We start from the raw sequence: 23,294 nt of genomic DNA on the forward strand, positions 1-23,294 counted from the left end.
TGACCGGTCAGGCGCTTAGCGACGAATGAGACCAAAACGGTGGGCTTCATCTAAAAGGTGACGAACGGAGGAAGGCTGCCATTTCCTCCCACCGCGCGTCGGCCGCTCTCCCATCTGATCGAGCTGGGCCGCGATATCGCGAAGCGACAATCCGGGATCGGCAATCGCAATTGCGGCGACCAGTTTCATCAGGTGATCAGAAGGGATGCGGCGAGGGGATCGGGCAACAAGCTTCTTGTCGGCGATTTTTTCGCGGACGAGACGATGCACGGCGCGGCGCAGACGCTCGACCGTCCAGTCATGTCCGCGCCTATTGAGCACCTGTACGATATTCTCCCAGCTGTGGACCGGGCGCATTTGTTGCACCAGAGGCAACCAGGTCTGTGCCGAGGTGATCAGTTCATCGAGATAGCGTTTGTTGCGCGCTTGAGATACCGCCCGGATCGCTTCCGGCTTGCGCTCTCTCAAGCCGGGATTTCCCGGAAGCTTGCCGCGCGCCTTTGCAGCTTTGATCCCCGCTTTGGTCCGTTCTGCAATCAGCGCGCGTTCGAGCTGTGCAACGGCGTCCAGCACCTGCAGAGAAAACATGCCTTGCGGCGTGGATGTGTCGATGGGATCACGGATAGATCGAAAGTGGATGCCGCGTTGTTCGAGATCTTCGATAACCTGCAGAAGGTGACTGACCGAGCGGGCGAGGCGGTCCAGCCGGACCACGACGAGAACGTCACCGGCAACGAGTTCCGAAAGCAGCCGGGTCAGGACCGGGCGGGCGCGTGAAGTCCCGGAACCCTGCTCCTGAAAGATGCGATCACAGCCAGCTGCCCGCAACTCGTCCATCTGTGCATCATGGACCGGATCGTCGGTCGAGACGCGTGCGTAACCGATGAGGCGAGCGGGACGGGGCAACGCACTGGTGGCCTGACGTTTTGACATGGCTGTTTCTCCCGCGCTTGAAGCGGCTTTGTTCAAATAAGGCATGCATGAGAAAATGGTTAGTTGCAAGCGAGTTTTACTATGCAATTAAACCGCCATCAGAAGCGATCTTAATGGGTAGACGAGGAAACCGTCATCAAAACAACCGTTGCGCGCCAGCGGCCTACCTAAGTTAAAAGGTCCAAATCTATAAACAGGGAGAGGGATGGATAAGCTGGAATGATCACGGTAGGCGGCGAAAAGAGATAAGCCGAGAGCCTCGGTAGACACCGAGCAATCCGTAGTATGATAGCTCGTCCTTGGCGAAAAAATGAAAGGTAAGAACACTTGGCGTCCCTTGCGGAGAACAGTGCCGTGAGAAGGGCTTCAAAAGAACTGTTTTCCTAAAATGGGTGCGACCGATTGGAGAAAATGTCAACTCGACGATACTTTAAATCCTTAGATTGTGGCGGGAGATACGTTCCTTGATCTGCCATTTGCTTTTGCTTCAATGGCAGTGTTAATTGTCGTTCAATTGGGGTGGGGGCATGATACAGAATCGATCGTTTCTTTTCTTGATAACAGGGTTTGTTGTCAGCGTTCTTGTTACGGGCTGCGCGGTATCCGATGTCGGGCCGATCAATCGTTCAACGTCTCAATTATTCGCGTTTAACAATCATTTCGTTCCGGATCACGGGGATGATGGCGCAATGATCATTGGCCTGGCATTTTCTGGCGGCGGCACGCGGGCGGCAGCTTTTGGTTATGGAGTCATGCGGGCGCTCGATGATACGATCGTGGACGAATATCCCTATGAGCGAAGCCTGGTCGATAATATCAGGATCATATCTGGCGTGTCTGGAGGCGCGGTTCTTGCAGCCTATTTCGGCATGAAAGGGCGCGATGATTATCGGGATTTCCGTGAAACGTTTCTGGTCAGGAACGCTGAAGAACGCGTGCGCACCAATGCATTGTCGCCAGCAGTCGCCATTGGCGTCCTGAATGGCGGCGCAAATGACCGATCCTCGCTTGCCCGTTGGCTCGACGACAATATTTTCCATGGTGCGACCTATTCAAAGTTTGACTGGTCCAATGCGCCATCGATCTGGATCTCTGCATCGGATATCTACAACCGGGTTCCATTTCACTTCAGCGTAGAAACCTTTGCAGCACTGTGCAGCAATCTGAAGGATGTGCGGATTGCTGACGCAGTCGCGGCGTCCGCGGCGGTTCCGGTCGTTTTCAAGCCCATTTCGGTTGCATCCAACCATGGTGCCTGCACCTATCGCCAGCCCGATTGGCTAAGCCGAGTCATGGCCGATCCCGAGGCGTCGTATAGGTTGAAGGCCTATGGGCGCGCACTGCACACTTACCGGTCGAACAATGTGAATTTCATAAAATTGCTCGATGGCGCGCTGACGGATAATCTGGGGCTTACGCCATTTGCGATGGCCAGAGCCTCGGCGCAAACGCCCTATGGGCCATTGTCGCTTGCCGATGCAGTGAAGCTGAAGACTTTTCTTTACATTGTCGTGGATGCTGGCCGTGAGATGGAATATCCATGGGTAAAGGAGCTGCAAGGGCCAGGGATTTCTGAAATCCTCGGTGCGGTTACGGATACTGCCATTTCCTCGTCGGTCAGGGAAGGGTTCGATGCGCTGAAGCTGGCGACAACGCAATGGCGCGACGAACTCATTGCATATCGGTGCGGCCTGTCTGCAGCCACGGTAGCGCGCTATCGCGGCTCGTTGAAAGGATGGAACTGCCGCGATGTCCGGTTTCATGTACAACGCCTGTCGATACAAGATCTTCCCGCTGGCATGGCTGCAAGTTTCAATGAAGTGCCAACCCGCTTCGTGCTTCCGACAGAACAGGTGGATCAGGTGATTGCCGCTGGTCGCGTGGCGTTTAAAAGAAACGCCGTCCTCCAGAACGCCATTCGCGAAGTCCAGTCCGATGCAGGCGTCAAAAAAACGGTTAGCCCGAATATGCTCCAACAAAATCTATCATCGTCTGAAACACTGGCGTCGGGGCCATTGTAGCGCCAGCACCAACCCGGTTCTCTCAATATTACCATTTATGACTGCCGATCCGAGGCCACAGAATATACCATGATCAAACTGCTTTTTATGTTTGCCTGGGCATCGCTATGCTCGATGATTGTGTTATGGGCGGCAATGGCGCTCTGGTTTCATTTGCAGGTGGGGCAGACGATCAAAATCTGTGTCATGGCCCTGACCGCGCTTGTTCTTGCAGCTTATATCTCGGTCCTGTTTTCACCGCGTTCGAGCAGCCAGTTGATAAGCTTCAGTAACGTCGCATTCATCTGCCTCGGTTCCCTCTTTCTGGTCTCCTGGTTTTCGATGAAGCCCTCGCTCACGCGGGATTGGGCGGCAGATGTCCAGCACACGGTGACAGCGGATGTTCAGGGCGACGAGGTGACATTTCACAACATTCGTGACTTCACATGGAATGACAGCCGGATATTTGTGCCGAGGTGGAAATCCGGGACGTACAGGTTGAGCGAACTCAATTCGGTGGATGTCATCTTGTCTTACTGGACGCATCCGGCCATTGCACATACATTGATTTCATTCGGCTTTGCAGATGGTCGCCATCTGGTGTTCTCAGCCGAAATCCGCAAGAAAAAAGGTCAGGAATTTTCTTCGCTGGGTGGCTTTTTCAGAAGTTTCGAATTGGCGATGATAGCGGCGGAAGAACGGGACATTGTTTATTTGAGAACCAATGCCCGCGACGAGCGCGTCTATCGATATCCGGTCGATGTTGATCAAGAGCTTATGCAGGCGATGTTGCTCAAATATATCGAAAAGGCCAACGATCTTGCCAGAAACCCGGCCTTCTACAATACACTTACGTCCAATTGCACGACGGTCGTTTTCGACCTTGTTCGCCTGCTGGAGCCAGGTTTTCCATTTGATTACAGGGTTTTGCTCTCCGGCTATCTGCCGGAGTTTCTCTATGACAATGAGCTGCTCATGAACAGCGACCTGCCGTTCAGTGAAATCCAGCAGCGCGCCTTGCTGACGCCGGTTCGCTCAATGGAGCGCGAACAGTTTTCTACGGTCATCCGGCAGCCTGCCGGTACTTAGAGCATTTCCAGCAAAAGTGCGAAGCGGTTTTGCGTAGGACAATGCGGTAAAACAAATAGTTAGAGCGGTTCTGATGATTCCGTATTAACCGGAACCGCTCTAGCTAGGCCGGATATATGCGAGACGTGTCCTAGTTTATGTCCTGCTTCGTGTTTGCGTATTTTTTTAGCAGGCGAAGTTTGGGAAACGTCAAGAACGATTTTGGCGGATCGACCAGAGCCGACAATGCGCGCGCATAATCCAGCACCAGACCGGGCGTCCACGCCATGGATTCTGCGCGTTTGCGCATCAGTCCCGCTGCCCATAGCTCAGGATAAATGATCGCGCGCAACGCTGTCATTATTGGCCAGTTGTGGTCACGATAAACACCTTCCAGCGCTGCATCCAGAGCATCAGCGACTGCACTTGAGCAATTGCGGTTTGTGAGATTATAGGTGTTGTCTGCGCTGTAATGTTGCCAGAATGCATTCAATCGCGATGCGTCGATATTCTTGATCACCACCTGCACCGTCGATTGGCACCATTCGGCGGATTCTTCCTGATAGCTTGGCAGGAAACGTCCGGGCACATTGTTGTCTGCGGTGGCGCGTAATGTCCGGGTGAATTCGTCCGGCGATCGGTCGATCTCGACTGCCGGATAATGGCTGATATAGACGTGTGGGGCCATTTCCAGAGCCGCATGGCCTGTGGAAATGACGCCGTTTGTATCGACGGCTGCGATATATCGATTGATGGCCCTTTGATGAAGCGGGGTCATGACCTGACCTGTGGGAGTCCAGACATGGACGATCAGCTCGCTGCGATTGGCAGAATGGGCGAGGGAGCTGGAATCCGGCTTGTTCCATAAAGGATTTCTGTTGAAGATACTGCTGATCGATGCGCCTTCTTCCAGCCGTCGCACCCGTGTCGCAATGTTCAATATGCCAAGGCTGGTAAGGATCATGACGGCGCCGACATTGAAGGCAACTGTTCCGGCGTACCATGTTGGCCATGGCTGAAGCGTTGCAATGGCGATGCAAACTTCCGCAATGCCGCCCATCAACCCCAGCCGCCAGCGGGGATAGCGGACAACCCATGCACTGCCAATGCGCACACTGCCATCCACAAGGAAGCAGAACCCCAGCACCATCGCAAGCGTGAAGTGGCTGGCGGGGGTGGCGCTGAGGATCAGCAAGGCGACCGCGAACAACGCGATACCCTGCACGACACGCATTCGTCTCGCCGTTCCCTGACTGAACGCGGCAGCCAGGAGGCCGACAGCCGCCTCCGGCAGCAGGAAATAGCCAAAAAAGCGCGACGGAATGATCGTCTTTCCGTCCAGCGCATCTATAGCGATGAATGTGCCGAGGAGAAGCCAGACGCCGCCGGTAATGAGCAATATTTTCCAGTGCCGCTGGATAATTTCGCGACCAAGGAGAATAAGAACGATGCGTATCATGCCTGGGGGTCTCCACTGGGTTTAAGCGTGCGCTTTACGATCAGGGCGAACACCATGAAAACGACGCAGACCATTCCCACAAAGGTCGGTAGGCCGTGCTGCATCACGTCCAGAAAACCGCCTGCCAGCATCGGTCCCACCAAGGCGCCACCGCCCCAGAACAGCCCCATCGCCGCATAGACGCTGATAAGGTCCGCCCCACGGAACTGCGAGCCGATTATCGCGAGCATTGTCGTATAAATGCCAACGAAAATTCCGCCCCAGATGAACAATGCCGGGTAGGCCAGCCAGCTCACCGATAGAAGCAGGGGCCAGAGAAATGCCGTTATTGCGGAAACCGCCGTTAGGGCGATCATCAGTGTAACCCGGTTCATCTTGTCTGATAGCCAGCCGATGGGAAGCTGCAGCGCAATGGCACCGACCATGAGAACCGTGATCAGTTGTGCACCTTCGGTTTCGTTCCAGCCGAGCCGCATGGCATAAATGGCAAGGAAAGACAGTCCGGCTGTTTCAACTGCCGAATTGATTGCCGTTGTTCCCATGGCAATGGGCGACAGTCGCATCATACGCAAGAAATTTGAGTGTTTTTGCTGGGCCATTTCAATCTGTCGAAGTCCCGGCAGACTTATGATGACAAAGGCGAGGAGGGCGACGACCGCCCCGATTGCAAATGGCACCAGCCCTTCAAACCCCGTAAACGACAGGATCAGCGGGCCGCCGGCAAAACCCAGCGAGAGCGACGCCGTATAGGTCGCCATGATGCGTCCGCGATTTTTATTGTCGCTCAGCTCGCTGGCCCAGGTTTCCGTCAATACGAACAGAATTTCGGCAGAAATTCCCAGCAGGAAACGCAACGGAAACCAGAACCAGAAACTAGGCACCATTGGAAACAGGATCAGAAGCAACGCTGATGAAAGTAGCGCGGCCATGATGAGATATTTGGGCTTGTAGCGGATAGCCAGTCCCGAAAGGAAGGGGGCTATGCACAGGACGCCGAGCGCATGCATGGCGGCATTGGCACCGACAAGCGTTTCCGTCAGCCCGCTTTTGATAAGCATATGCGCCACCAGCGGAGCCGTCAGGCTGTAAGTGAGCCCGAAAATTGACGCTGTCGCAATTATGATGGCAAGGGAAAGGAGCGAACTTTTTTCACTTGAGCGTTGTGTTTCAACGCTGTCGACTTCTGCTTCCAGTCTCAATTCTTTGCCCCAACCCAAAAGAATAGAATCGATGATACCCCATTGTCCAATACACCGCTCTTCGTAATCAATTAGTAAAGCCGAAATTGCAAAAATTCTACATAGAGGCCTCCCCGAAAAGGGTAAAACGGTTTCCGGAGAAGACTTGTGCTGAAAAGAGATTTTAAAACATTGATCTATTTCATTCAGATCGGTCGTCACACTCTGTGTAACTTCGAATAAACGCCGCGATAAACCAGAGGACCTATATCCAATTCCCTTCCAGAGAACACGGTTTATTTACGCCCTCTATATAATGAGTTGCGCCAACGTATTTTTTGGGGGGGCGTTCATGGCAACATTACTGGGGATGTCGATTTACGTATCATTCTTGGCATTTTGCTTTTTCGGGGCGCTTTTATATGCCTGCGGCTGGCTCCTTCTGAAGCTGCGGGGCCTGCGGGCGTTGAAAGATCCGACTTCGGTGCCCATTGGAGCCTTTGTCGGCACGATATCCACCGCATGGGCTTTGTCTCTCGGCTTCGTCGCGGCAGATGCATGGACACTCAATTCTCGAGCGGATCTCGCGACCAGCAACGAACGGTCTGCGATATTTCGAATGTTGGGGACTGCTCATCCCACGGTCCTGAACAATGAGAGACTTAAGAACGCAGTGGAAACCTATCGGAATCTGGTGGTGTCAGATGAATGGGGAGCCGATGACAATATCGTGCCTTCGCCCAAGGTGGAGAAGTCGCTTCTTGCCATTCGTTCCGTTGTCCAGACGGTGGCCAGCGACGGCACGCCCTCTCCGATCGTATCCCAGCTCATTCATGATTTTAACGAGCTTCAGAATGCGCGCAATGATCGCATCGCTATCGCTAATACGTCCATCGACCAATATAAATGGTATCTTGTACTGGCGCTGACATTCCTGACTATCGCCACTATTGCCTCGACCCATGCGGATCGGGTGCGGGCTGGGAGGCATGCCTTGCTACTTTATTCGGCAACGGCTTCGATCAGCCTGTGGATTCTTGCGATCCATGCCAATCCATATATCGGCACTGAAGAACTAAACCCCACGCTGTTGTTTTCAAGCCAGCGTAGCTGATCAGGCACGTTCTCGAGCGGTCATCACGATGAACGACCGCTGTTAACAAGCTGCATGTGGCAGTTTATAAGTAAGCGCGATCCAGTTCATGCTTAGTGCGGTCGAAGAGTTGGAGGTCCCTCCGTGAATAGTATCATAGCAGCCTTGACGCCCGTCCGCTACGCCGTTTGGCATTGTTGTAATAGTCGGACGCCTGCTGCACGGAGCGATGGCGCGATTGTTCCATGGCTTCGGGGAGCGGAATGCCGCGATTGGCTGCTTCGGTGAGATAGCCAGAGCGCAGGCCGTGGGCTGAGAATTCTTTTGCATTGAGACCTGCCATTTGCGCGCGCTGTTTGACAATCTGGTTGACGGCGCTGGGTTCGAGCGCTCGCGTGGACACATTGCCCCAGCGATCGACTTTTCGAAACACGCTGCCCTTGTCGATCCTGGCTGCTTCCAGCCAGCGGGTGAGGGCTTCGACGGGTCGGCCGGTCAGATAGACGATTTCATCGTGATCGGCACCACTGGTTTTGGTGCGACCAAGATGAATGCCGAGCGAGGGGAGGGGAGAGCCGTCCTCATCGGTGACCGGGGGGTGTTTGATGAGCTGTTCTACACGCAAGCCGGCGACTTCGCTGCGCCTGCGCCCGCCCGAGGCGAAGGCCACCATCAGGATGGCCCGATCCCGGATAGCGGTTAGATCCTCGCCGGAACAGGTTGCCAGCAGCTTGCCCAGAATATCGCCGGTAATCGCATTGGTACTCTTGCGGCTGCGCGGCCTGTTCAGAGCGCGCACCGCAAGCCGGATAGCCGATTTGACGGAAGGCGATGAAAACGATCCTTCCAGCCCCCGCCAGCGGGTCAGCGTTGACCAGTTGGCGAGACGCCGGCGCACCGTTGCTGGCGCATGCGGTCCCGACACGCGCAGAAAGCCTTGTCGGCGCAATTCCCCTTCCACGTCGGCTGGCATGCCGTGATCAGGTTCGATCTCACGTTGCTGCGGCCGCCATAAGTGATGGGCGACGAATTTCAGGAGCAGGGCTTCCGGCGCCGGAAAGGGGAGGGGGCTGCCGGTTGCGGCCATTGACCAGGCTTCAAGATAGGCCAGATCCGAGGTTAGCGCGCGCAGGGTGTTTTCGCCCATGCCTTCATTGACCAGATGGCGGAGCGTCTCGACATCCTCATCCGTCAAAATGCCTGCCAGCATGTCGCGTCTGTTCATCGGCAAGACAGCAGCTATCGTGTCGAGTGTTTCGGCGCGCCGTTCGACGGCGGAAACGGGCGCTGATGGCACGGGCAAACTCCTTGATTGGCCTGAAAGCGGCTTTCTGCGGCGCGGCTTTGGCCCTGACTTTCGCTGATTTGCGGCTTTAAATCAATAAGCTTCGATAAGCGATACTTATCGGAGGTTATAAGCCCGTATGGTTCATGTCACGGTAACGAAAGCAAGAGCTAGTTTCGGTTTCGTATTGTCTTATTTATCCTGTATATTGAATATGTTAGTCCATGAAGCGCGGGTGATATTCAGCGTGAAATTTGGGGTAAGCGGGGCAAATTCCGTGGCAGTGTCGAACGCGTAGGCAATCTCGGCAGACCCGATGCGCGCTGCTGTACTGATCTTGCGAGCGGTCAGCGTTCCTGGTTCGAAAGGGGAGGGAAGTGTTCAGGCCCGCGCCGCGATCAATGTCGCGAGCGGCGGGATCGGCTCCGGACTGCCGATCTCCAGCCGGTCGCCCAGATAGTGCCAGAACGATAGACCCAGCTTCTGGCACGTCTTCATCAGGCCAAGCAGCGTATCGCGGGCAATGCGGCCGTCACGGCTCATTGTGCCGCCAGAGATCTTCCGCTTGATGACGAAGCTGCGCAGATCGTTTTCCGAAGCGTTGGTGTTGAGCGGGATTTCCGGCGGTCCAGCACCCGCAACAGCTCGGCCTTGCGGCGCGACAACCGCAACAGGAGCTTGTCGAGATCGTCATAGCCAGTGCGGATCGCAAAAATGCGGTCGAATCTCGCTTCGAGACCGGCAGCGAGCCGCGCATCCGGCTTTTGCCGATAGGCCTTCAGCGCTTTATAGAAACGCCAGATCAGGTCCCGGATGGTCTCGACCTGTTTTCTGTCCAGGCGTCGTCGGCATCAATTTCTGCAGCAATCGTTCGGAATGAACCCAACATAGCGCATGAGTGCCGACGCGGAACTGGCCGGCATCGTCGGAAACGATGATCGCGTTGCCGATCAGGCCATGATGGCGGATCGCACCCCAGATGCCCGCTGCGGCGAGCGGGCGGATATTCTCCGTGTCGAAGATGTCGATACCCTTGTTAGCCAAATAGTGAAGGAACGGGACCTCATTGCAGAAGTGCTGCGGTGTTCGAGTTCGCAGCCCGGCCACGATGGTGGGGTCGGTGCCATATCGCTGATCCAGATAATCGAAGGCCGCGTCGTTCAGCACGTAGTCCTGATAATTGCCGCGCAGCAGGCTCAGAAAGTTGAGGCGTGACTTCGATGGCGTGGTGCGGAAAACGGTGAAGTTCGGGCCGCCAATATGAGTAGTGTAGGAATTATCACGCGCATGACGGGCACCAGTGTCGTCAACCGTTACATAAGCAGCCGACACCAGGCCAGCATGCAGGACGGCAGCATCCTCAGCGACAAACCCATCAAGCCCTTTGAAGATCAGGGGCACGACCTGGCGCTTGGAGATGTCCATGCCAATGTCATTGAGCAATGCCGACAATCGTTCCGTCGTGACTTGTCCTTGTGCATGCAGCATCAGGCATAACCGTCTGAGGCTCGGGCCATAGCCACCGACAATTCCGGCAGGTAGCGGCGCAAGGATTGTTTTACCGTCCGGTGTCACCCAGCATCCGCGCCGATAATGCACGACCTCAGCGCGTAGAACCACATCCCGCACGTAACAACTTTTATAGCCCTTGAAACGTGAGCCTATAGTTGATCTTTGCTTATAATTTTTGCCATGAAGAAGATCCACTTTTCATAGTTCTGTCAGCTTCTTCTTTCAGCCAACTGATCAAAGAGCAGACAATAGCAATATCTTTCCTTTCGTTTTTAACGACAAGGTAGTGCCCATTTGGGCTTTGCATCGTGTTAGGTAAGAAACGCACGAGCTGACCATTCGCCAGATAATCGTAAATGTGCGACTGCCATCCCATGAGTATTCCCTGGCCGGCAATGGTAGCCATCAAAGCATCTGTATAATAGGTATAGTGGTGAGCGACTTTCAATCGATTCCCGTGTATCCCATGATGATTCATGAATTCAGGCCAATCGGGCCATTCCCCATGGTTGTCACAATCGATGATCTTGTGTTGCCATAGGTCTTCCAGTTGGATTGAACCACCGTTGGCCTGAAGGTAGTCAGGGCTGCAAACGGGAAAAAGCTGGTCGTGGAAAAGATAGTGGACTTCGCCATCTTTCCAGTTTCCCATACCATACCGCAAGGCAATATCTGCGGATCCCATCTTCAATTCGTCGCCACGGTGCTGACTGACGGCCTGTATGCCAACTTCGGGATATCGCGCTCCAAATCGTGTGATTCTTGGGACGAGCCAAAGACTGGAGAACGAGACGTAGGATGTAATTTTCAGCTCAACAGGAGCGCGGTTAACCCGCAATCTTTCGACAGAGTCTGCAATCTCAGACAATGTTCTAGATAGTGTTTCCGCGAGATCCTTACCTCGCTCCGTCAGTTCGACGGAACGATGGAGACGCTCGAAAAGGGGCGCTCCAATCACATTCTCAAAGTCACGAATTTGTCGTGTTACCGCTGGCTGGCTCACGCCCAATTCGTCAGCAGCATCGGTAAAGCTTTTTAGCCTGGCTGCTGCCTCGAATGCCACCAACGCAGCAAAAGGAGGGAGTCTGGTGCGAAATTTTGTCATTTTTTCCCCTTATGCGGCCAGTCTCCCATAACGACAGGTTATGTCAAGCGGTTTCGAATTAGCGTTGACGGTAATCGAAACTCATCGGTAGATATTGAGTATTAAAAAGAAGCGACGGCAGAACGTCGCAGGGGAAGAAAAATGTTCACACTCAAACAGTCAGAATTTGGCTGCCCTAATTCAATGGAAATCATTCGTCTTACCTTTGGCGATAAAATGTATCTCGAGGGTGTCAACCATCGCGGGAGAAAATCTGCGTAGTAGATCCAAAAGATCATCCATTATTTCCATGGAGGACAGAATGAGTACATCTGCAGAGATTAAGATTACCGGCCTAAGCAAGAGCTATGGCGAGCACACGGTGTTGAAAGACATCAATCTGGAAGTCCCTGCGGGCGACGTGTTGGCAATAATCGGTCCTAGCGGATCTGGAAAGTCGACGTTGCTGAGATGTATCAATTATCTTGAGGCGCCAGATAGCGGTACCTTGTTGGTACGAGGGCTTACACTTACCGGTGGGATTGAGCCAGACAATAAACAGCTCTTCCAGTTGCGACGTAATCTGGGAATGGTTTTTCAATCTTTCAATCTGTTTCCGCATCTTAGCGTGCTGCGCAACGTTAGTCTGCCACAGGAGCGGGTGTTAAAGCGCAGTCGTGCGGAGGCGGACGAGGTTTCGATGCAACTGCTTGAGCGCGTCGGTCTGGCTGATAAGGCGAAGCAGTACCCTATTCGCTGTTCGGGTGGTCAACAGCAACGGATTGCGATCGCACGCGCACTGGCGCTTGATCCCAAAGTGATGCTTTTTGATGAGCCAACCTCGGCGCTTGATCCCGAACTCGGGCTAGAGGTGCTGGCCGTTATGCGACAGCTGGCTGAAAGCGGCATGACAATGATCGTGGTCACCCATGAAATGGGCTTTGCCGAAAACGTATCGGATCATGTGATGATTATGGCCGATGGTGACATCGTTGAATACGGACCAAGCCGCGAAGTTATCCGTGCGCCGCAGACGGAACGTGCAAAGCGGTTTCTCCGTGCGGTGAACGACAGATGACGCTCGAATCCGCTCTCTATATTCTCGCCGGATTGCCGATGACGATTGCTCTGACAGGATTAGCCATGCTGTTCGGAGCTATTTTCGGGTTTCCCTTGATGCTGGCAAGCCAGTCGAAGTTCTTCCTACTTCGCCACATGAGTGTTGCACTGGTGAGTTTGGTGCGGTCTGTTCCGCCTATACTCTGGCTCTTTTTGATTTTCTTCGGACTTGGGTCCGGCGTTTTAACGCTGACCACGTTTGCGGCGGCAGTTGTAACATTCAGCATGATAGCTGCGGTCAATATGGCTGAAATCTATCGCGGTGGAATAGTTGCCATCCATCATGGTCAGTATGAAGCTGCGACTGCCCTGAACTTCAGCAGGTTTCGTCTTTATACGGATGTCATCATTCCCCAAATGGTGCGTGTCTGTATTCCCGCTGCTGCGACTTACGCGATCGGTTTGATGAAAGATTCTGCCATCGCCTCTACAATCGGTGTGGCGGATCTGGCTTTTCGTGGAAACCAGATTTCACTGCAAACTTATCGCGGTCTGACAATTTTCGCCTTCGTCGGTCTTCTGTACATCGTCATTAGTCTCCCGGTCGCGGCATTGTCTCGCGAAGCTGAGCGACGTCTTCGCGCAAAGGTTTCACGCTGATGGATGCATTGCTAATGGGAGTGACGTGGGAAGACGTCGCTGGCTGGCTTCCCTCCTTCTGGTCTGGTTTTCTGATTAGCATTCAGATTACCGTAGTTTCGCTGGGGTTGGGTATCCCGCTCGGCTTCGCTTTCGCACTAGGAGTTCAGGCAAAGAGCAAGCTCGTCCGATATTTGTGTTTGGCGCTTGTGGAAATCGGTCGCGGCGCGCCGGCTCTTGTCCTCCTACAGTTTGTTTATTACGGCCTGCCCAACACGGGCATCTCTGTCGGAGCCATGGCGGCTGCAGCAATCGCGTTGAGCTGGAATACAGGTGCATATACCAGCGAGATTATCCGGGCGGGCCTGGAGTCGGTGCCAGCGGGTCAGAAAGAGGCTGTAATAGCGTTGGGAATGACCCCGGCCGATGGCCTGCGCTACATCATTGTGCCCCAGGGTATTCGCGTTGCAATACCCGCGCTAATGGGATTTGCGATCATCGTTTTTCAAGGCACATCGTTGTGCTTTGCCATTGCGGTGCCCGAGTTGATCAGCCGAGCCTACGATATAGGCTCCATGCAGTTCTTTTACTTTCCTGCTCTGGGTGTTGCGGGCCTTTTCTATGTGGCTGTCTGCATGCCAGCGTCCTTCCTCGTCTCGTGGGTGGAACGAAGGGCAGGCGTCTATTCGCAACGATAATCTTCAGAGGAGAAACAGCAATGAAAATGAACAAACTGACTGCATCGATCTTTTTGGCAACCTCGGCACTGACGATTGCCGTGGCCCACGCCGAGGATTGCAAGCCCAAACATGAGGTTACCACGGTGGAGCCTGGCTTCATCACAGTGGGGGCTGTTCCTTTTGCTCCTTTCTCTATCATAGACAAGGATGGAAATGTGCAGGGAATTGATGCCGATATTCTTACTGAAATCGCCAAGATGGAGTGCTTGAAGCTCAAGACGCTCCCGACTGAAGCCGCTGCTGGAATTCAGACGATTGTATCGGGGCGTGCAGATGTCAGCTCGGGTGCTTGGTATCGTACCAAGGAGCGTACCCGCGTCGTCGATCTCTCTGCCCCGCTCTATCTGGACCAGATGGCTGTGTTCTCGAAGGCGGGTACAACAAAGCTGCCTGAACTGGAAGGCAAGCAGGTGGGGTCTGTTCAAGGCAACTTGTGGGTATCGGATCTGCAAAAGGTTTTTGGATCGAATCTCAAGCTTTATCCCACAGCCGTTGCCATGCATCAGGACCTGATGGCGGGTCGTCTGGATGCTGCCTTTGATGGATATTCCACGGGCATCTCGGCTCTCAAGTCTGGTTCTTTGACGGGTATTCAGGTGAAAGTTATCGAGCCTGATGATCGTATCAGAGCTTCCAAAGAAGCCGGTCAGGGCGCATTCCCGATGAGCAAGAAGAACAAGGCTCTAGGTGCTGCTATCGATGAAAATATTGCGGTGCTTCACAAGAACGGGAAGATTGCTGAAATCCTCGTCAAGCACGGTCTTGAGGCATCTGCTGGAGATACCGGCGCGGCCCGTTTGATCGAATAGTCTCGACTGACCTAGCAATACTATCTTGTCTGCAACGTGCCTCGGGCACGCGTTAACAAGCGCGTGCCCAAAAACCGCAGGACTTTGAAATAAAGTGATCGAGCCGAAGACCGCGATAATCTCCATACTTGCGTCAGGGACACTGATCGCCCTTATAAGGGTTGTCATGCTCGCTCGGCGGTGGCGGGTCGGCAGACAAGCCGAGATTCGGATTGTCGAGGGTATCCTTAGTCTTCCTGCCCGTTATCTTCGAGACGTTCATAGTGTTGTTGAACGGCGCCCCGAAAACGCGAGGATGCATGCCGCGCTTGCAGGTGGCGTGCTTTCGATGTTGATGCTTGCCCTGGTATTGATTACCCCCATCGGAGGTATTGTTTCCGGTTGGCTTTTGGTGATGTCCTGCGCAGTTGCAACCTACGGTGTGTGGCTGCAATCAAAGCGGCGGATGTCGAAACGCCCTTCTCATCTCTCGGGTGGTAAGTGGGGTCGGCTTACCCTCACTTTTGCGGGACTCATTCTTTCGTTTTTCTTGCTAGCGGTTGGCGTTCTATCGGGCATCGCTACATCCTCATATGACGCCTTTATCGTCGTGATCGCTGCCGTAGGCATCGCTAGTACAGGTTGGCTCGCCTGGACAGTCACGGATGGTCCGATGCGACACGCGGTAGCCGGGGTTGTGCATTTGATGTTTCATGCCCGTCCGGCACGGTTTGGTACTAACCGTCCAGATGCAGGCCTACGCAAGATCAATCTTGATGAATCCAGGCTTGGTGTAAGCACAGTCGGCGACTTTACGTGGACTAGCCTGGCGAGTTTTGACGCCTGCGTACAATGTGGTCGTTGCGAAACCGCATGCCCCGCCTTCGCTGCCGGTTTGCCGCTCAATCCGAAGCGGTTTATTCAGGATATCTCCAGTAATCTGGCTCCGGCTCAAAGTATTCTGTCCTACTCGGGCAGTCCGCATCCACATATTGAGTTACCATCTCTATCTGGCGGTCCTTTGACGTCATTGATTGGCCAGAACGGCGTCGGTTTCTCTGAAATCTCACCGGATACGCTCTGGGCTTGCACGACTTGCCGCGCTTGCGTTCAAGAATGTCCGATGATGATCGAGCATGTTGATGCGGTGATCGATATTCGGCGCCATCAGACGCTTGTAGAAGGAGCGGTTCCTGGCAAAGGCGCCGAAATTCTGGACAACTTGGATAAGACCGACACTGTCAGCGGCAGGCCGCTGTCCGAGAGGTTGGACTGGGCCGTTGACCTTTCAATGCCGGTTGTTGTTGAGGAAAAGCCCGTCGATGTTCTCCTCTGGCTTGGGGAAACTGCCTTTGACCGCCGCAATCAGCGGACTTTGCGTGCGCTTGTTAAATTGTTGCGGCAGGCGGGTGTTGATTTCGCGGTGCTTGAGACGGAACTTGACTGCGGCGATCTTGCGCGCCGCCTTGGCGATGAGGCCGGTTTCCAAAGACTGGCTTTGGCAAATATAGAAATCCTCAAAAAGCTGAGTTTCAACCGTATCGTTACGATCGATCCCCACGTTGTTCATTCGCTACGCAATGAGTATTGCGGGTTCGGGCTGTCATTGCCGGTTCAACACCATACTCAGGTGTTGAACGAGTTGGTGGCGGCCGGAAAAATAGCGCCTGTTCAGATGGATACGGGTCGCGTGACCTATCACGATCCTTGCTATCTGGCGCGTTATAACGGTGAGACAGACGCGCCGCGGTCTTTATTGTCAGCTATTTCCAACAACTTTGTTGAGATGGAGCGGTCAGGAATGCGTTCACGGTGCTGCGGTGGCGGTGGGGGGGCGCCAGTGACCGATATCGCTGGTGATAGGCGCATCCCAGATATGCGTATGGAGGATGTCCAGGCAGTTCAAGCGGCTAAAGTCATCACGGCATGTCCCTACTGCACACAAATGCTTGAGGGGGTCTCGCAACCAAGGGCTGAGATCATCGATATTGCCGAACTGTTGCTTCAGTCGACAGGGGAGGTGCGGGCATGATCCGAATTCATAGAATGAAGCGGCCAGCGCTGCCTGCGGGTCTTATACGTCGAATAGATCCCAGAGAATTCGATAATATTCCCGATGATGCGCGTGTTACCGCCGCTTCACTGCGAAGATATCCCCATAAAGAAAAGGGTCAGCGGTTACGTAGAGAGTTGCGACAGTCTCGGACGCTAGTTTCAGGGGAGCAAGGGCCGTTACCTCAACGCCGTCCGATTTCGGTGGCCAATGACGTACCATGGGTTCTCGCGGTGAGCCTCTCAGAAGAGCCATGGGCGGATGCAGGGCTTCAGGTTCTGGGCGCAGCGCGTCGGCTGGCGGACGAGTTATCTGGCGGAGTGTTGCTCGTCCGGATAGGTGAGCATAACACGACACAAGATGCAGCGACACTAGGTGTTGATCGGCTCATTGAACTACCGATATCAGCCGACTGTGATGTTGTTGCCAGCCGACTTCTATCCGTTGTTTCGCTTTTCGCCGCTGCTCACATTGTTTTCGCTGAGGCAGGCCATGATGCGGATCTTGCGCGGCGTCTGGCCGTTCTACTGGGCGATCGCCCAGCGACAGCGCTTCAGGTTTTAACGCGCGATGACGCGATCATGCTGGAGGCGGGTAACCAAATTGAGGTCAAGCGATCACTGCCTAAAATCCTGACGCTTTCGGCGGATCGGTTTGATCCGGTTGGAGACGTTCCCTTACGAGAAGCTCGGGTCATTGAAATGGAACTGAAAGAGGAGGTTGAAACAATCCGCGATCTTGGATCGGTCGCCACTTCACAGCTCGATGCTCCGCTAAGCGAGGCCAGATTCCTCGTCAGTGCTGGTGACGGTGTTACGGATTGGCACGGGTTTCATGATGTTGCGATTGCTCTTGGTGGAACGATAGCCGGCAGCCGTCAGGTCTGTGATGCCGGTCATCTCCCACGTCATCGCCAGGTCGGTGCTTCAGGCACAATTGTGGAGGCGCGTTGTTATCTGGCTTTCGGCATATCAGGTGCCCCACAGCACCTGCAAGGTGTTCAGCGCTGCCGTCATGTGGTTGCGGTGAACACCGATTTACATGCGGCGATGATCAAGCGTGCTGATCTTGCCATAATCGCCGATGCGCAAGCCGTGATGCCTGCGCTGGCACTTCTGGTCGGAGAAAAGTGTCATGGCTGATATGGAGATAGCGGTCCTTCTGTCTACGGGTATGCATCCAGTGTCCGGCAAACCACGCATGGCGCCGGAAGATGCACGCGCGGCAGAAATGGCTTTGCGATTGGGACTGACTTATTCCGCCATTCATGCGGGTGATATTTCGAATGTCGCGCTACGCGATTATCTTGGGCTTGGGGTGGACAAGATCGAGGTACTCGGCCCTTTACAGTCGCACGACGATATCGTGCCTCCTCTGGTCCAGAGATTGTCGGAACTTGCCCCTGACATAGTGCTCACCGGTTCCCGCACTGAAAAAGGCGAAGCCAGCGGTATGGTTCCCTATCAGATCGCTCAGCAACTTAAAATGAAACACATAGCTGGCGTTTGCTCCATAGAAGCATTGGAAGGCGACGAAATTATTGTTGTGCAAGGGTATAAGGGCGTCCCTCGACGAAAGCTGGCGGTAAAAACCCCAGTGCTTTTGTCTGTGAGCGAGTTGGCTCCGTTGCCCCGAATGCGTGCATTTGCTCGAGCAAGGGTTGGAAAACTTGAACAAATACCCGTTGAAGCAAAAAGAGACGATGAATCAGCACAATGGACTCGGTCGCCAGCAAGGCGTCGGCCAAAAAAAATTACGCCAGGCCAGTCGCGTGGCGGCAGCGAAGCGCTCGTCGGTCTGACACCAAAGGAGGCTGCGATGCAAATAGTGAGCTTTCTGAAGGAAATCGGCGTCATAGAAGGTAAAAAGCAATGAATGCGCGGAAATATGATGTCATCATTATTGGTGGAGGGATTATTGGAGCCAGTGCTGGTCAACACCTGACGGCTGAAGGCTTTAATACGCTCCTTTTGGAACGCGGCGATTATGGCGGCGCCACCAGCAGCCGTACGTCGCGCCTTCAGCACTGCGGGCTGACATATTTCTCGGCAGCGAACCATTCGCTGTGGAATTTTATTCGACGTCCATTCTATGTTGCCGAGTGTCTAGAATTGGCCAAACGCGCTATGCGCGAGCGCGGCGAGTTTGTCAAAACGTCTCCCGAACGTGTCCGCAAACTTGATTTTGTGGTGCCGTTCAATGCGCGTAGCGCTATTTCCGGCCCGAGGGCAAAGCTCGCATTTGGCGTCATGTCACTCTTCGACAGGGGTGTACCGCTCGATCTGAAGGTTATGACGGCGCAAGAAGCGCGCAACCATCCAGCCCTGGAGGGAATGGCCGATCTGGAAGACGTTCGCGGCGCGCTGTCCTTCACGGAATATCAATATGCCTGGCCCGAGCGCATCGTGGTCGATACCGTCATGAAAGGGCGCGACATCGGACTGGATGCCCGTAATTATATGGAAGTGGTTTCGATTGATCGTTTGAAGAACGGCGAATGGAACGTGACCGCTCGTTGTTCCAGTGGTGATAACGAGACATTTCAGTCCAAGGCCATCGTCAATGCTGCTGGCGCGTGGGTGGACGACATAACAGGCCTTTGTTCGAACTCGGCTCCTCGGTTGAACGCTGGAGCCAAGGGCACCAATGTGGTCGTAAGATTGCCCGCCAGAATGCGCGGTATAGGCATGGAGACCATTACGCCGGAAGGCGCGCCATTTTATCTCATACCTTGGGGCGATCTCCACTATGCCGGGCCGTGGGACACGCCATCTGAAGCTGATCATGCTGGCTATCGCGCAAAAGACCATGAGATTGAATCCATTCTTAAAATCATGAACCAGGTTTATCCAGGCATTCCTCTCGATCGGAACGATGTGCTCTATAGCTGGGCTGGCGTGCGCCCGCGAACCGCCCGAAAGGGCGAGGCGATGGGATCTATGGAGGTTATGGAACATGACCTCACCGATCAGGGCATCAGGAATTTCTTTGTGTTTACCGGTGGCTTGTTGATGACGCATCGTGATGCAGGCCGCAGGCTCACGAAAGCGGTTTCGAAGCGAGTAAAGCCGTCTGGTCCCAGAAAGAAACTCGATAGTTCCGCCAGACTAATTCCTCAGGGGGATCAAGTTTCCGAGCTTTCAGTGAAGTGGGCGATTGAAAATGAACAGGCCCGAACCCTCGAGGATATTCTGAGACGCCGTTTGGCGGTGGGCTGGAGCGAGGACCTCGGTCTGGCGCAAGTCGAAGAGGCTTCGTTTATTGCTGCACGTTTGCTGGGCTGGTCTGAAGTTCAACGCAGTGCCAATTTGACCGAGTTTATTCAGACAACGATTTCAGACTTCAACCCGCGTGACCCAAATCGCTGGACGGATAGACCATGACCGATACTCTAGCTCTTCTCAAGCCTTTCAAGCTGAAACATCTGACACTCCGTAACCGGATCATGTCCACATCGCATGCTCCCGGATATGCAGAAGATGGAATGCCGAAGGACAAGTACCAGCTTTACCATGCTGAAAAGGCGAAAGGCGGTATTGCTCTCACCAGCTTTGGTGGATCTTCATCGGTATCAAAGGATTCGCCACTTCCCTTCAATCAGATCGATGTGAGCGATGACCGCGTCATTCCATATTTTGAGCAGTTTGCCGAGCGGGTGCATGCACACGGCGCTGCCGTCATGTGCCAGATTACGCATTTGGGGCGGCGCGGCGCGTGGGATACGCGGGATTGGCTTCCGTTGATCGGTCCGAGTACCAATCGTGAAGAGATGCATGGCGCTTATGCCAAAGAGATGGAGGATTTTGACTTCCGTCGGGTAAAGCGACATTTTGCCGAAGCTGCGGGCCGTGTCCAACGGGGCGGTCTTGACGGATGCGAACTGATTGCCACGGCACACCACTTGCTGGACGCGTTTCTTTCGCCGGTGGTGAACAAGCGCACAGACAAATATGGCGGATCGCGTGAGAACCGGTTGCGCTTCGTTATCGAAGTCATCGAGGAAATCCGCAATGTCGTGGGGAAGGATTTCATTCTGGGAATGAAGTTCGTTGCCAACGAACTGCAGGAAGGCGGTATGGATGCCATTGAGTGTCTGCGCATAACACAGGCGCTGGCCGCAAGCGGGATGCTCGATTACATTAACGTGCATCAGGGACATGGAGATACGGTTCGTGGGTTGCAAAGCATGTTGCCGGATATGTCTTATGATTCCGGGGCCTTTCTCTATCTAGCTTCGGCTGTAAAGTCGGAGGTGGATATCCCGGTTTTCCACTCGTCAGCCATCCGCGACTTGGCTACAGCTGCGCGTGCCGTTGCGGAGGGGCATGTCGATATGATCGCCATGACGCGTGCGCATATTGCTGATCCGCATTTGGTACGGAAAATGATGGAAGGGCGCGAGGACGATGTTCGCCAGTGCGTGGGTGCCAACTACTGCATCGACCGCGTTTCTGACGGCCATCCGGCGAGCTGTATTCAAAATGTTTCGACGGGCCGCGAAGGACAAATTCCACACGAAGTAAACCTATCGAACGCACAAAAGAAAGTTGTTATCATCGGCGGTGGACCCGGCGGTCTGGAGGCAGCACGTGTGGCGGCACTTCGCGGTCATAAAGTCGTTTTACTTGAGAAGGAAACACAGCTGGGCGGCCAGCTACGGCTGGCAAAAGCTGTGAGCTGGCGCGAAAACATGAGCGGTATCAGCCGTTGGCTGGAATTACAGGTTCGCAAATTGGGCGTGGAAATACGCATGTCGACCTACGCCACAGCAGAACTGATCCAAAGTGAGAATCCGGATGTGGTGATCGTCGCTACCGGAGGAACGCCAGCAATTCCAGAAATTTCCGGGCGTGAATATATTACTTCAGGTTGGGATATTTTGTCCGGGGCGACAAAACCGGGCGATAACGTCCTGATTTACGATGTGACAGGTGATACCCAAGGACTGACAGTCGCAGACTATCTTTCGGAGCGTGGTTCGCTTGTGGAGATTGTTGCGCCTGATCAGATGATTGGCGCGCATATGGGCGGTACAGGGCGGATCAACTTCATGAAACGCCTCCACGAGCGCGATGTCATTATGACGCCGGGATATTATCTTCGTTCAGTCTATGTCGAAGGCAATGCGCTTATTGCTGTTTTACGTGAGGCATATAGCGATAGAGATCAGGAGCGCGAAGTCACGCAGATTATTTCGGAAAATGGCGTTTTGCCGTCCGACGAACTTTACCACCAGCTTCGCCCGGAATCTCTCAACATGGGTGAAACTGACCAGCAGGCATTTATCGATCTCAAGCCGCAGACAATCATCAACAATCAGGCCGGTAGCTATCAGCTCTATCGGATCGGCGATGCTGTCTATAGCCGGAATATCCACGCCGCTATGTATGATGCAGCGCGACTGATGAGGGGGCTGTAGCATGACCACAAATACTCTGTTTCATGTGGATGCAGATCGTATCAGTCAGACATTGAATTATCCTTATCTGATCGCTTCATTGCGGCAGACACATGCTGACTTCGATATGCCGCTGCTTGATCGGCGGATAACTGCGTCGAATGTGGACCGATTAGTAAATCTGACAGCTTGGGCCGCGGGCCGTGCTATTGCCGTCAAACTCGTCGGTGTGTTCCCGGCCAATGTCAATCGACCAGAGCCCGAACCGTCCATACAAGGGATTGTGGTTTTGCTCGATGGCTCTACTGGACGCCCAATGATGACGTGTGATGGTGCCGAAATCACAAATCGCAAAACGGCGGCCGATTCTGCGCTGGGTGCAGATTATTTGGCGCGCAAAGATGCGCGGACGCTCCTCGTCCTGGGCGCTGGTGGGCTTGCTCCGCACATGATAAGGGCACATCTGACCGTGCGACCGACAATTGATAACATACTGATTTGGAATCGTAATCCGGAGAAGGCTGAACGGGTAGCTGTGGAGTTGGCGAATGAGGGTATCAAGGTGCATGTGGCGCTTTCTCTCGATGATGCTATTCCACAAGCAGATATTATCTCTTCGGTCACCATGGCCACGGAGCCCTTGATCAAAGGCGCGTGGTTGAAGCCCGGGGCTCATGTTGACCTGGTCGGTTCCTATATGGCCGAGATGCGAGAAGCGGACGATGAAACTATGCGCCGTGCGGCGGTGATCTGCATGGACACGCGTGAGGGATACGATTGTACTGGTGATATCATTCAACCCTTACAAGCGGGCATAATCCAGTATGGAGACATTCAGGCAGATCACTTTGAACTGGCGCGAGCGCAGCATTCCGGTCGCCAGTCTGACGATCAGATCACTGTCTTCAAGAATATAGGTGGAGCACATCTGGACCTGTTTGCCACGCTCGCGCTCTACAACAGGATCACCGGTAAAGAATAGGCGCACAGGCGGACTGCCGTGTT

The 23,294-nt window shown here is 54.0% G+C and carries 18 protein-coding genes and 1 pseudogene; 13 read left to right on the top strand and 6 right to left on the bottom strand.

What is annotated here, in order from left to right; translation table 11 throughout:
- Positions 1-15: 15 nt before the first annotated feature.
- A complete protein-coding gene (locus tag ABWW11_RS21375; RefSeq protein WP_109989470.1) occupies positions 16-933 on the bottom strand; it encodes a recombinase family protein in 918 nt (305 codons plus the stop codon).
- Between the two features lie 527 nt (positions 934-1,460).
- Between ABWW11_RS21375 and ABWW11_RS21380 the strand changes: the two genes are divergently transcribed.
- Both ABWW11_RS21380 and ABWW11_RS21385 read left to right on the top strand, forming a co-directional pair.
- On the top strand, positions 1,461-2,954 hold the full coding sequence (locus tag ABWW11_RS21380; protein ID WP_319080623.1) for a patatin-like phospholipase family protein: 1,494 nt from the start codon (positions 1,461-1,463) through the stop codon (positions 2,952-2,954).
- A gap of 69 nt (positions 2,955-3,023) precedes the next feature.
- A complete protein-coding gene (locus tag ABWW11_RS21385) occupies positions 3,024-4,022 on the top strand; it encodes an Lnb N-terminal periplasmic domain-containing protein (RefSeq protein WP_191192605.1) in 999 nt (332 codons plus the stop codon).
- A gap of 130 nt (positions 4,023-4,152) precedes the next feature.
- Here the strand turns inward: ABWW11_RS21385 and ABWW11_RS21390 are convergent, their stop codons facing one another.
- Entirely contained in the window at positions 4,153-5,460 is a 1,308-nt protein-coding gene (locus ABWW11_RS21390; RefSeq protein ID WP_191192606.1) for an HdeD family acid-resistance protein, read from the bottom strand.
- Complete coding sequence (locus tag ABWW11_RS21395) at positions 5,457-6,860, bottom strand: MFS transporter (protein WP_319081281.1); 1,404 nt, start codon at positions 6,858-6,860, stop codon at positions 5,457-5,459. Before ABWW11_RS21395 ends, ABWW11_RS21390 begins: the two co-directional genes overlap by 4 nt.
- 130 nt (positions 6,861-6,990) lie before the next feature.
- Between ABWW11_RS21395 and ABWW11_RS21400 the strand changes: the two genes are divergently transcribed.
- Complete coding sequence (locus ABWW11_RS21400; protein WP_109366593.1) at positions 6,991-7,752, top strand: bestrophin-like domain; 762 nt, start codon at positions 6,991-6,993, stop codon at positions 7,750-7,752.
- Positions 7,753-7,885: 133 nt separating this feature from the next.
- On the opposite strand, the gene ABWW11_RS21405 is transcribed toward ABWW11_RS21400, so the two are convergent.
- From ABWW11_RS21405 to ABWW11_RS21420, 3 genes and pseudogenes are all read right to left on the bottom strand, one after another.
- Complete coding sequence (locus ABWW11_RS21405; RefSeq protein ID WP_502904885.1) at positions 7,886-8,956, bottom strand: site-specific integrase; 1,071 nt, start codon at positions 8,954-8,956, stop codon at positions 7,886-7,888.
- A gap of 441 nt (positions 8,957-9,397) precedes the next feature.
- Positions 9,398-10,678 (bottom strand): annotated as a pseudogene (locus ABWW11_RS25290) (IS66 family transposase); the annotation flags it as partial.
- 16 nt (positions 10,679-10,694) lie between these two features.
- The gene (locus ABWW11_RS21420; RefSeq protein ID WP_151654243.1) at positions 10,695-11,633 is read right to left on the bottom strand and encodes a LysR substrate-binding domain-containing protein; all 939 of its coding nucleotides are present in this window, start codon (positions 11,631-11,633) and stop codon (positions 10,695-10,697) included.
- Positions 11,634-11,922: 289 nt separating this feature from the next.
- Here ABWW11_RS21420 and ABWW11_RS21425 point away from each other — a divergent pair, with 289 nt between their 5' ends.
- The 10 genes from ABWW11_RS21425 to ABWW11_RS21470 all read left to right on the top strand — a co-directional run bounded on the left by ABWW11_RS21425 (position 11,923) and on the right by ABWW11_RS21470 (position 23,271).
- A complete protein-coding gene (locus ABWW11_RS21425) occupies positions 11,923-12,690 on the top strand; it encodes an amino acid ABC transporter ATP-binding protein (RefSeq protein WP_151654245.1) in 768 nt (255 codons plus the stop codon).
- Entirely contained in the window at positions 12,687-13,331 is a 645-nt protein-coding gene (locus tag ABWW11_RS21430; RefSeq protein WP_151654247.1) for an amino acid ABC transporter permease, read from the top strand. Before ABWW11_RS21425 ends, ABWW11_RS21430 begins: the two co-directional genes overlap by 4 nt.
- A complete protein-coding gene (locus ABWW11_RS21435) occupies positions 13,331-14,008 on the top strand; it encodes an amino acid ABC transporter permease (RefSeq protein ID WP_319080997.1) in 678 nt (225 codons plus the stop codon). The genes ABWW11_RS21430 and ABWW11_RS21435 overlap by 1 nt, the downstream gene beginning before the upstream one ends.
- 20 nt (positions 14,009-14,028) lie before the next feature.
- Entirely contained in the window at positions 14,029-14,859 is an 831-nt protein-coding gene (locus ABWW11_RS21440) for a substrate-binding periplasmic protein (RefSeq protein ID WP_319080999.1), read from the top strand.
- 94 nt (positions 14,860-14,953) lie between these two features.
- Positions 14,954-16,870 carry a DUF3483 domain-containing protein gene (locus ABWW11_RS21445; protein WP_268878417.1) on the top strand — a complete coding sequence of 639 codons (1,917 nt, stop codon included), beginning with the start codon at positions 14,954-14,956 and terminating at the stop codon, positions 16,868-16,870.
- Positions 16,871-17,124: 254 nt separating this feature from the next.
- Positions 17,125-18,033 (top strand): electron transfer flavoprotein subunit alpha/FixB family protein, encoded by a 909-nt coding sequence (locus ABWW11_RS21450; RefSeq protein ID WP_192800943.1) that lies wholly within the window; start codon positions 17,125-17,127, stop codon positions 18,031-18,033.
- Positions 18,026-18,766: an adenine nucleotide alpha hydrolase family protein gene (locus ABWW11_RS21455; RefSeq protein WP_319081003.1), complete on the top strand. Its 741-nt coding sequence runs from the start codon at positions 18,026-18,028 to the stop codon at positions 18,764-18,766. Before ABWW11_RS21450 ends, ABWW11_RS21455 begins: the two co-directional genes overlap by 8 nt.
- Positions 18,763-20,274 (top strand): FAD-dependent oxidoreductase, encoded by a 1,512-nt coding sequence (locus ABWW11_RS21460; RefSeq protein ID WP_319081004.1) that lies wholly within the window; start codon positions 18,763-18,765, stop codon positions 20,272-20,274. The genes ABWW11_RS21455 and ABWW11_RS21460 overlap by 4 nt, the downstream gene beginning before the upstream one ends.
- Entirely contained in the window at positions 20,271-22,310 is a 2,040-nt protein-coding gene (locus ABWW11_RS21465; RefSeq protein ID WP_151654259.1) for an NADH:flavin oxidoreductase, read from the top strand. Before ABWW11_RS21460 ends, ABWW11_RS21465 begins: the two co-directional genes overlap by 4 nt.
- Before the next feature lies 1 nt (position 22,311).
- Complete coding sequence (locus tag ABWW11_RS21470; protein ID WP_319081005.1) at positions 22,312-23,271, top strand: ornithine cyclodeaminase; 960 nt, start codon at positions 22,312-22,314, stop codon at positions 23,269-23,271.
- Positions 23,272-23,294: the final 23 nt, after the last annotated feature.

It is taken from the genome of Brucella sp. NBRC 113783, assembly GCF_040372265.1.
Lineage (GTDB): Bacteria > Pseudomonadota > Alphaproteobacteria > Rhizobiales > Rhizobiaceae > Brucella > Brucella teleogrylli.

What these genes read in the sequence shown, in the direction of transcription:
- ABWW11_RS21375 (WP_109989470.1), bottom strand. Translation starts at nt 933, where the DNA reads ATGTCAAAACGTCAGGCCACCAGTGCGTTGCCCCGTCCCGCTCGCCTC.
- ABWW11_RS21380 (WP_319080623.1), top strand. Translation starts at nt 1,461, where the DNA reads ATGATACAGAATCGATCGTTTCTTTTCTTGATAACAGGGTTTGTTGTC.
- ABWW11_RS21385 (WP_191192605.1), top strand. Translation starts at nt 3,024, where the DNA reads ATGATCAAACTGCTTTTTATGTTTGCCTGGGCATCGCTATGCTCGATG.
- ABWW11_RS21390 (WP_191192606.1), bottom strand. Translation starts at nt 5,460, where the DNA reads ATGATACGCATCGTTCTTATTCTCCTTGGTCGCGAAATTATCCAGCGG.
- ABWW11_RS21400 (WP_109366593.1), top strand. Translation starts at nt 6,991, where the DNA reads ATGGCAACATTACTGGGGATGTCGATTTACGTATCATTCTTGGCATTT.
- ABWW11_RS21405 (WP_502904885.1), bottom strand. Translation starts at nt 8,956, where the DNA reads ATGAACAGACGCGACATGCTGGCAGGCATTTTGACGGATGAGGATGTC.
- ABWW11_RS21420 (WP_151654243.1), bottom strand. Translation starts at nt 11,633, where the DNA reads ATGACAAAATTTCGCACCAGACTCCCTCCTTTTGCTGCGTTGGTGGCA.
- ABWW11_RS21425 (WP_151654245.1), top strand. Translation starts at nt 11,923, where the DNA reads ATGGAGGACAGAATGAGTACATCTGCAGAGATTAAGATTACCGGCCTA.
- ABWW11_RS21430 (WP_151654247.1), top strand. Translation starts at nt 12,687, where the DNA reads ATGACGCTCGAATCCGCTCTCTATATTCTCGCCGGATTGCCGATGACG.
- ABWW11_RS21435 (WP_319080997.1), top strand. Translation starts at nt 13,331, where the DNA reads ATGGATGCATTGCTAATGGGAGTGACGTGGGAAGACGTCGCTGGCTGG.
- ABWW11_RS21440 (WP_319080999.1), top strand. Translation starts at nt 14,029, where the DNA reads ATGAAAATGAACAAACTGACTGCATCGATCTTTTTGGCAACCTCGGCA.
- ABWW11_RS21455 (WP_319081003.1), top strand. Translation starts at nt 18,026, where the DNA reads ATGGCTGATATGGAGATAGCGGTCCTTCTGTCTACGGGTATGCATCCA.
- ABWW11_RS21460 (WP_319081004.1), top strand. Translation starts at nt 18,763, where the DNA reads ATGAATGCGCGGAAATATGATGTCATCATTATTGGTGGAGGGATTATT.
- ABWW11_RS21465 (WP_151654259.1), top strand. Translation starts at nt 20,271, where the DNA reads ATGACCGATACTCTAGCTCTTCTCAAGCCTTTCAAGCTGAAACATCTG.
- ABWW11_RS21470 (WP_319081005.1), top strand. Translation starts at nt 22,312, where the DNA reads ATGACCACAAATACTCTGTTTCATGTGGATGCAGATCGTATCAGTCAG.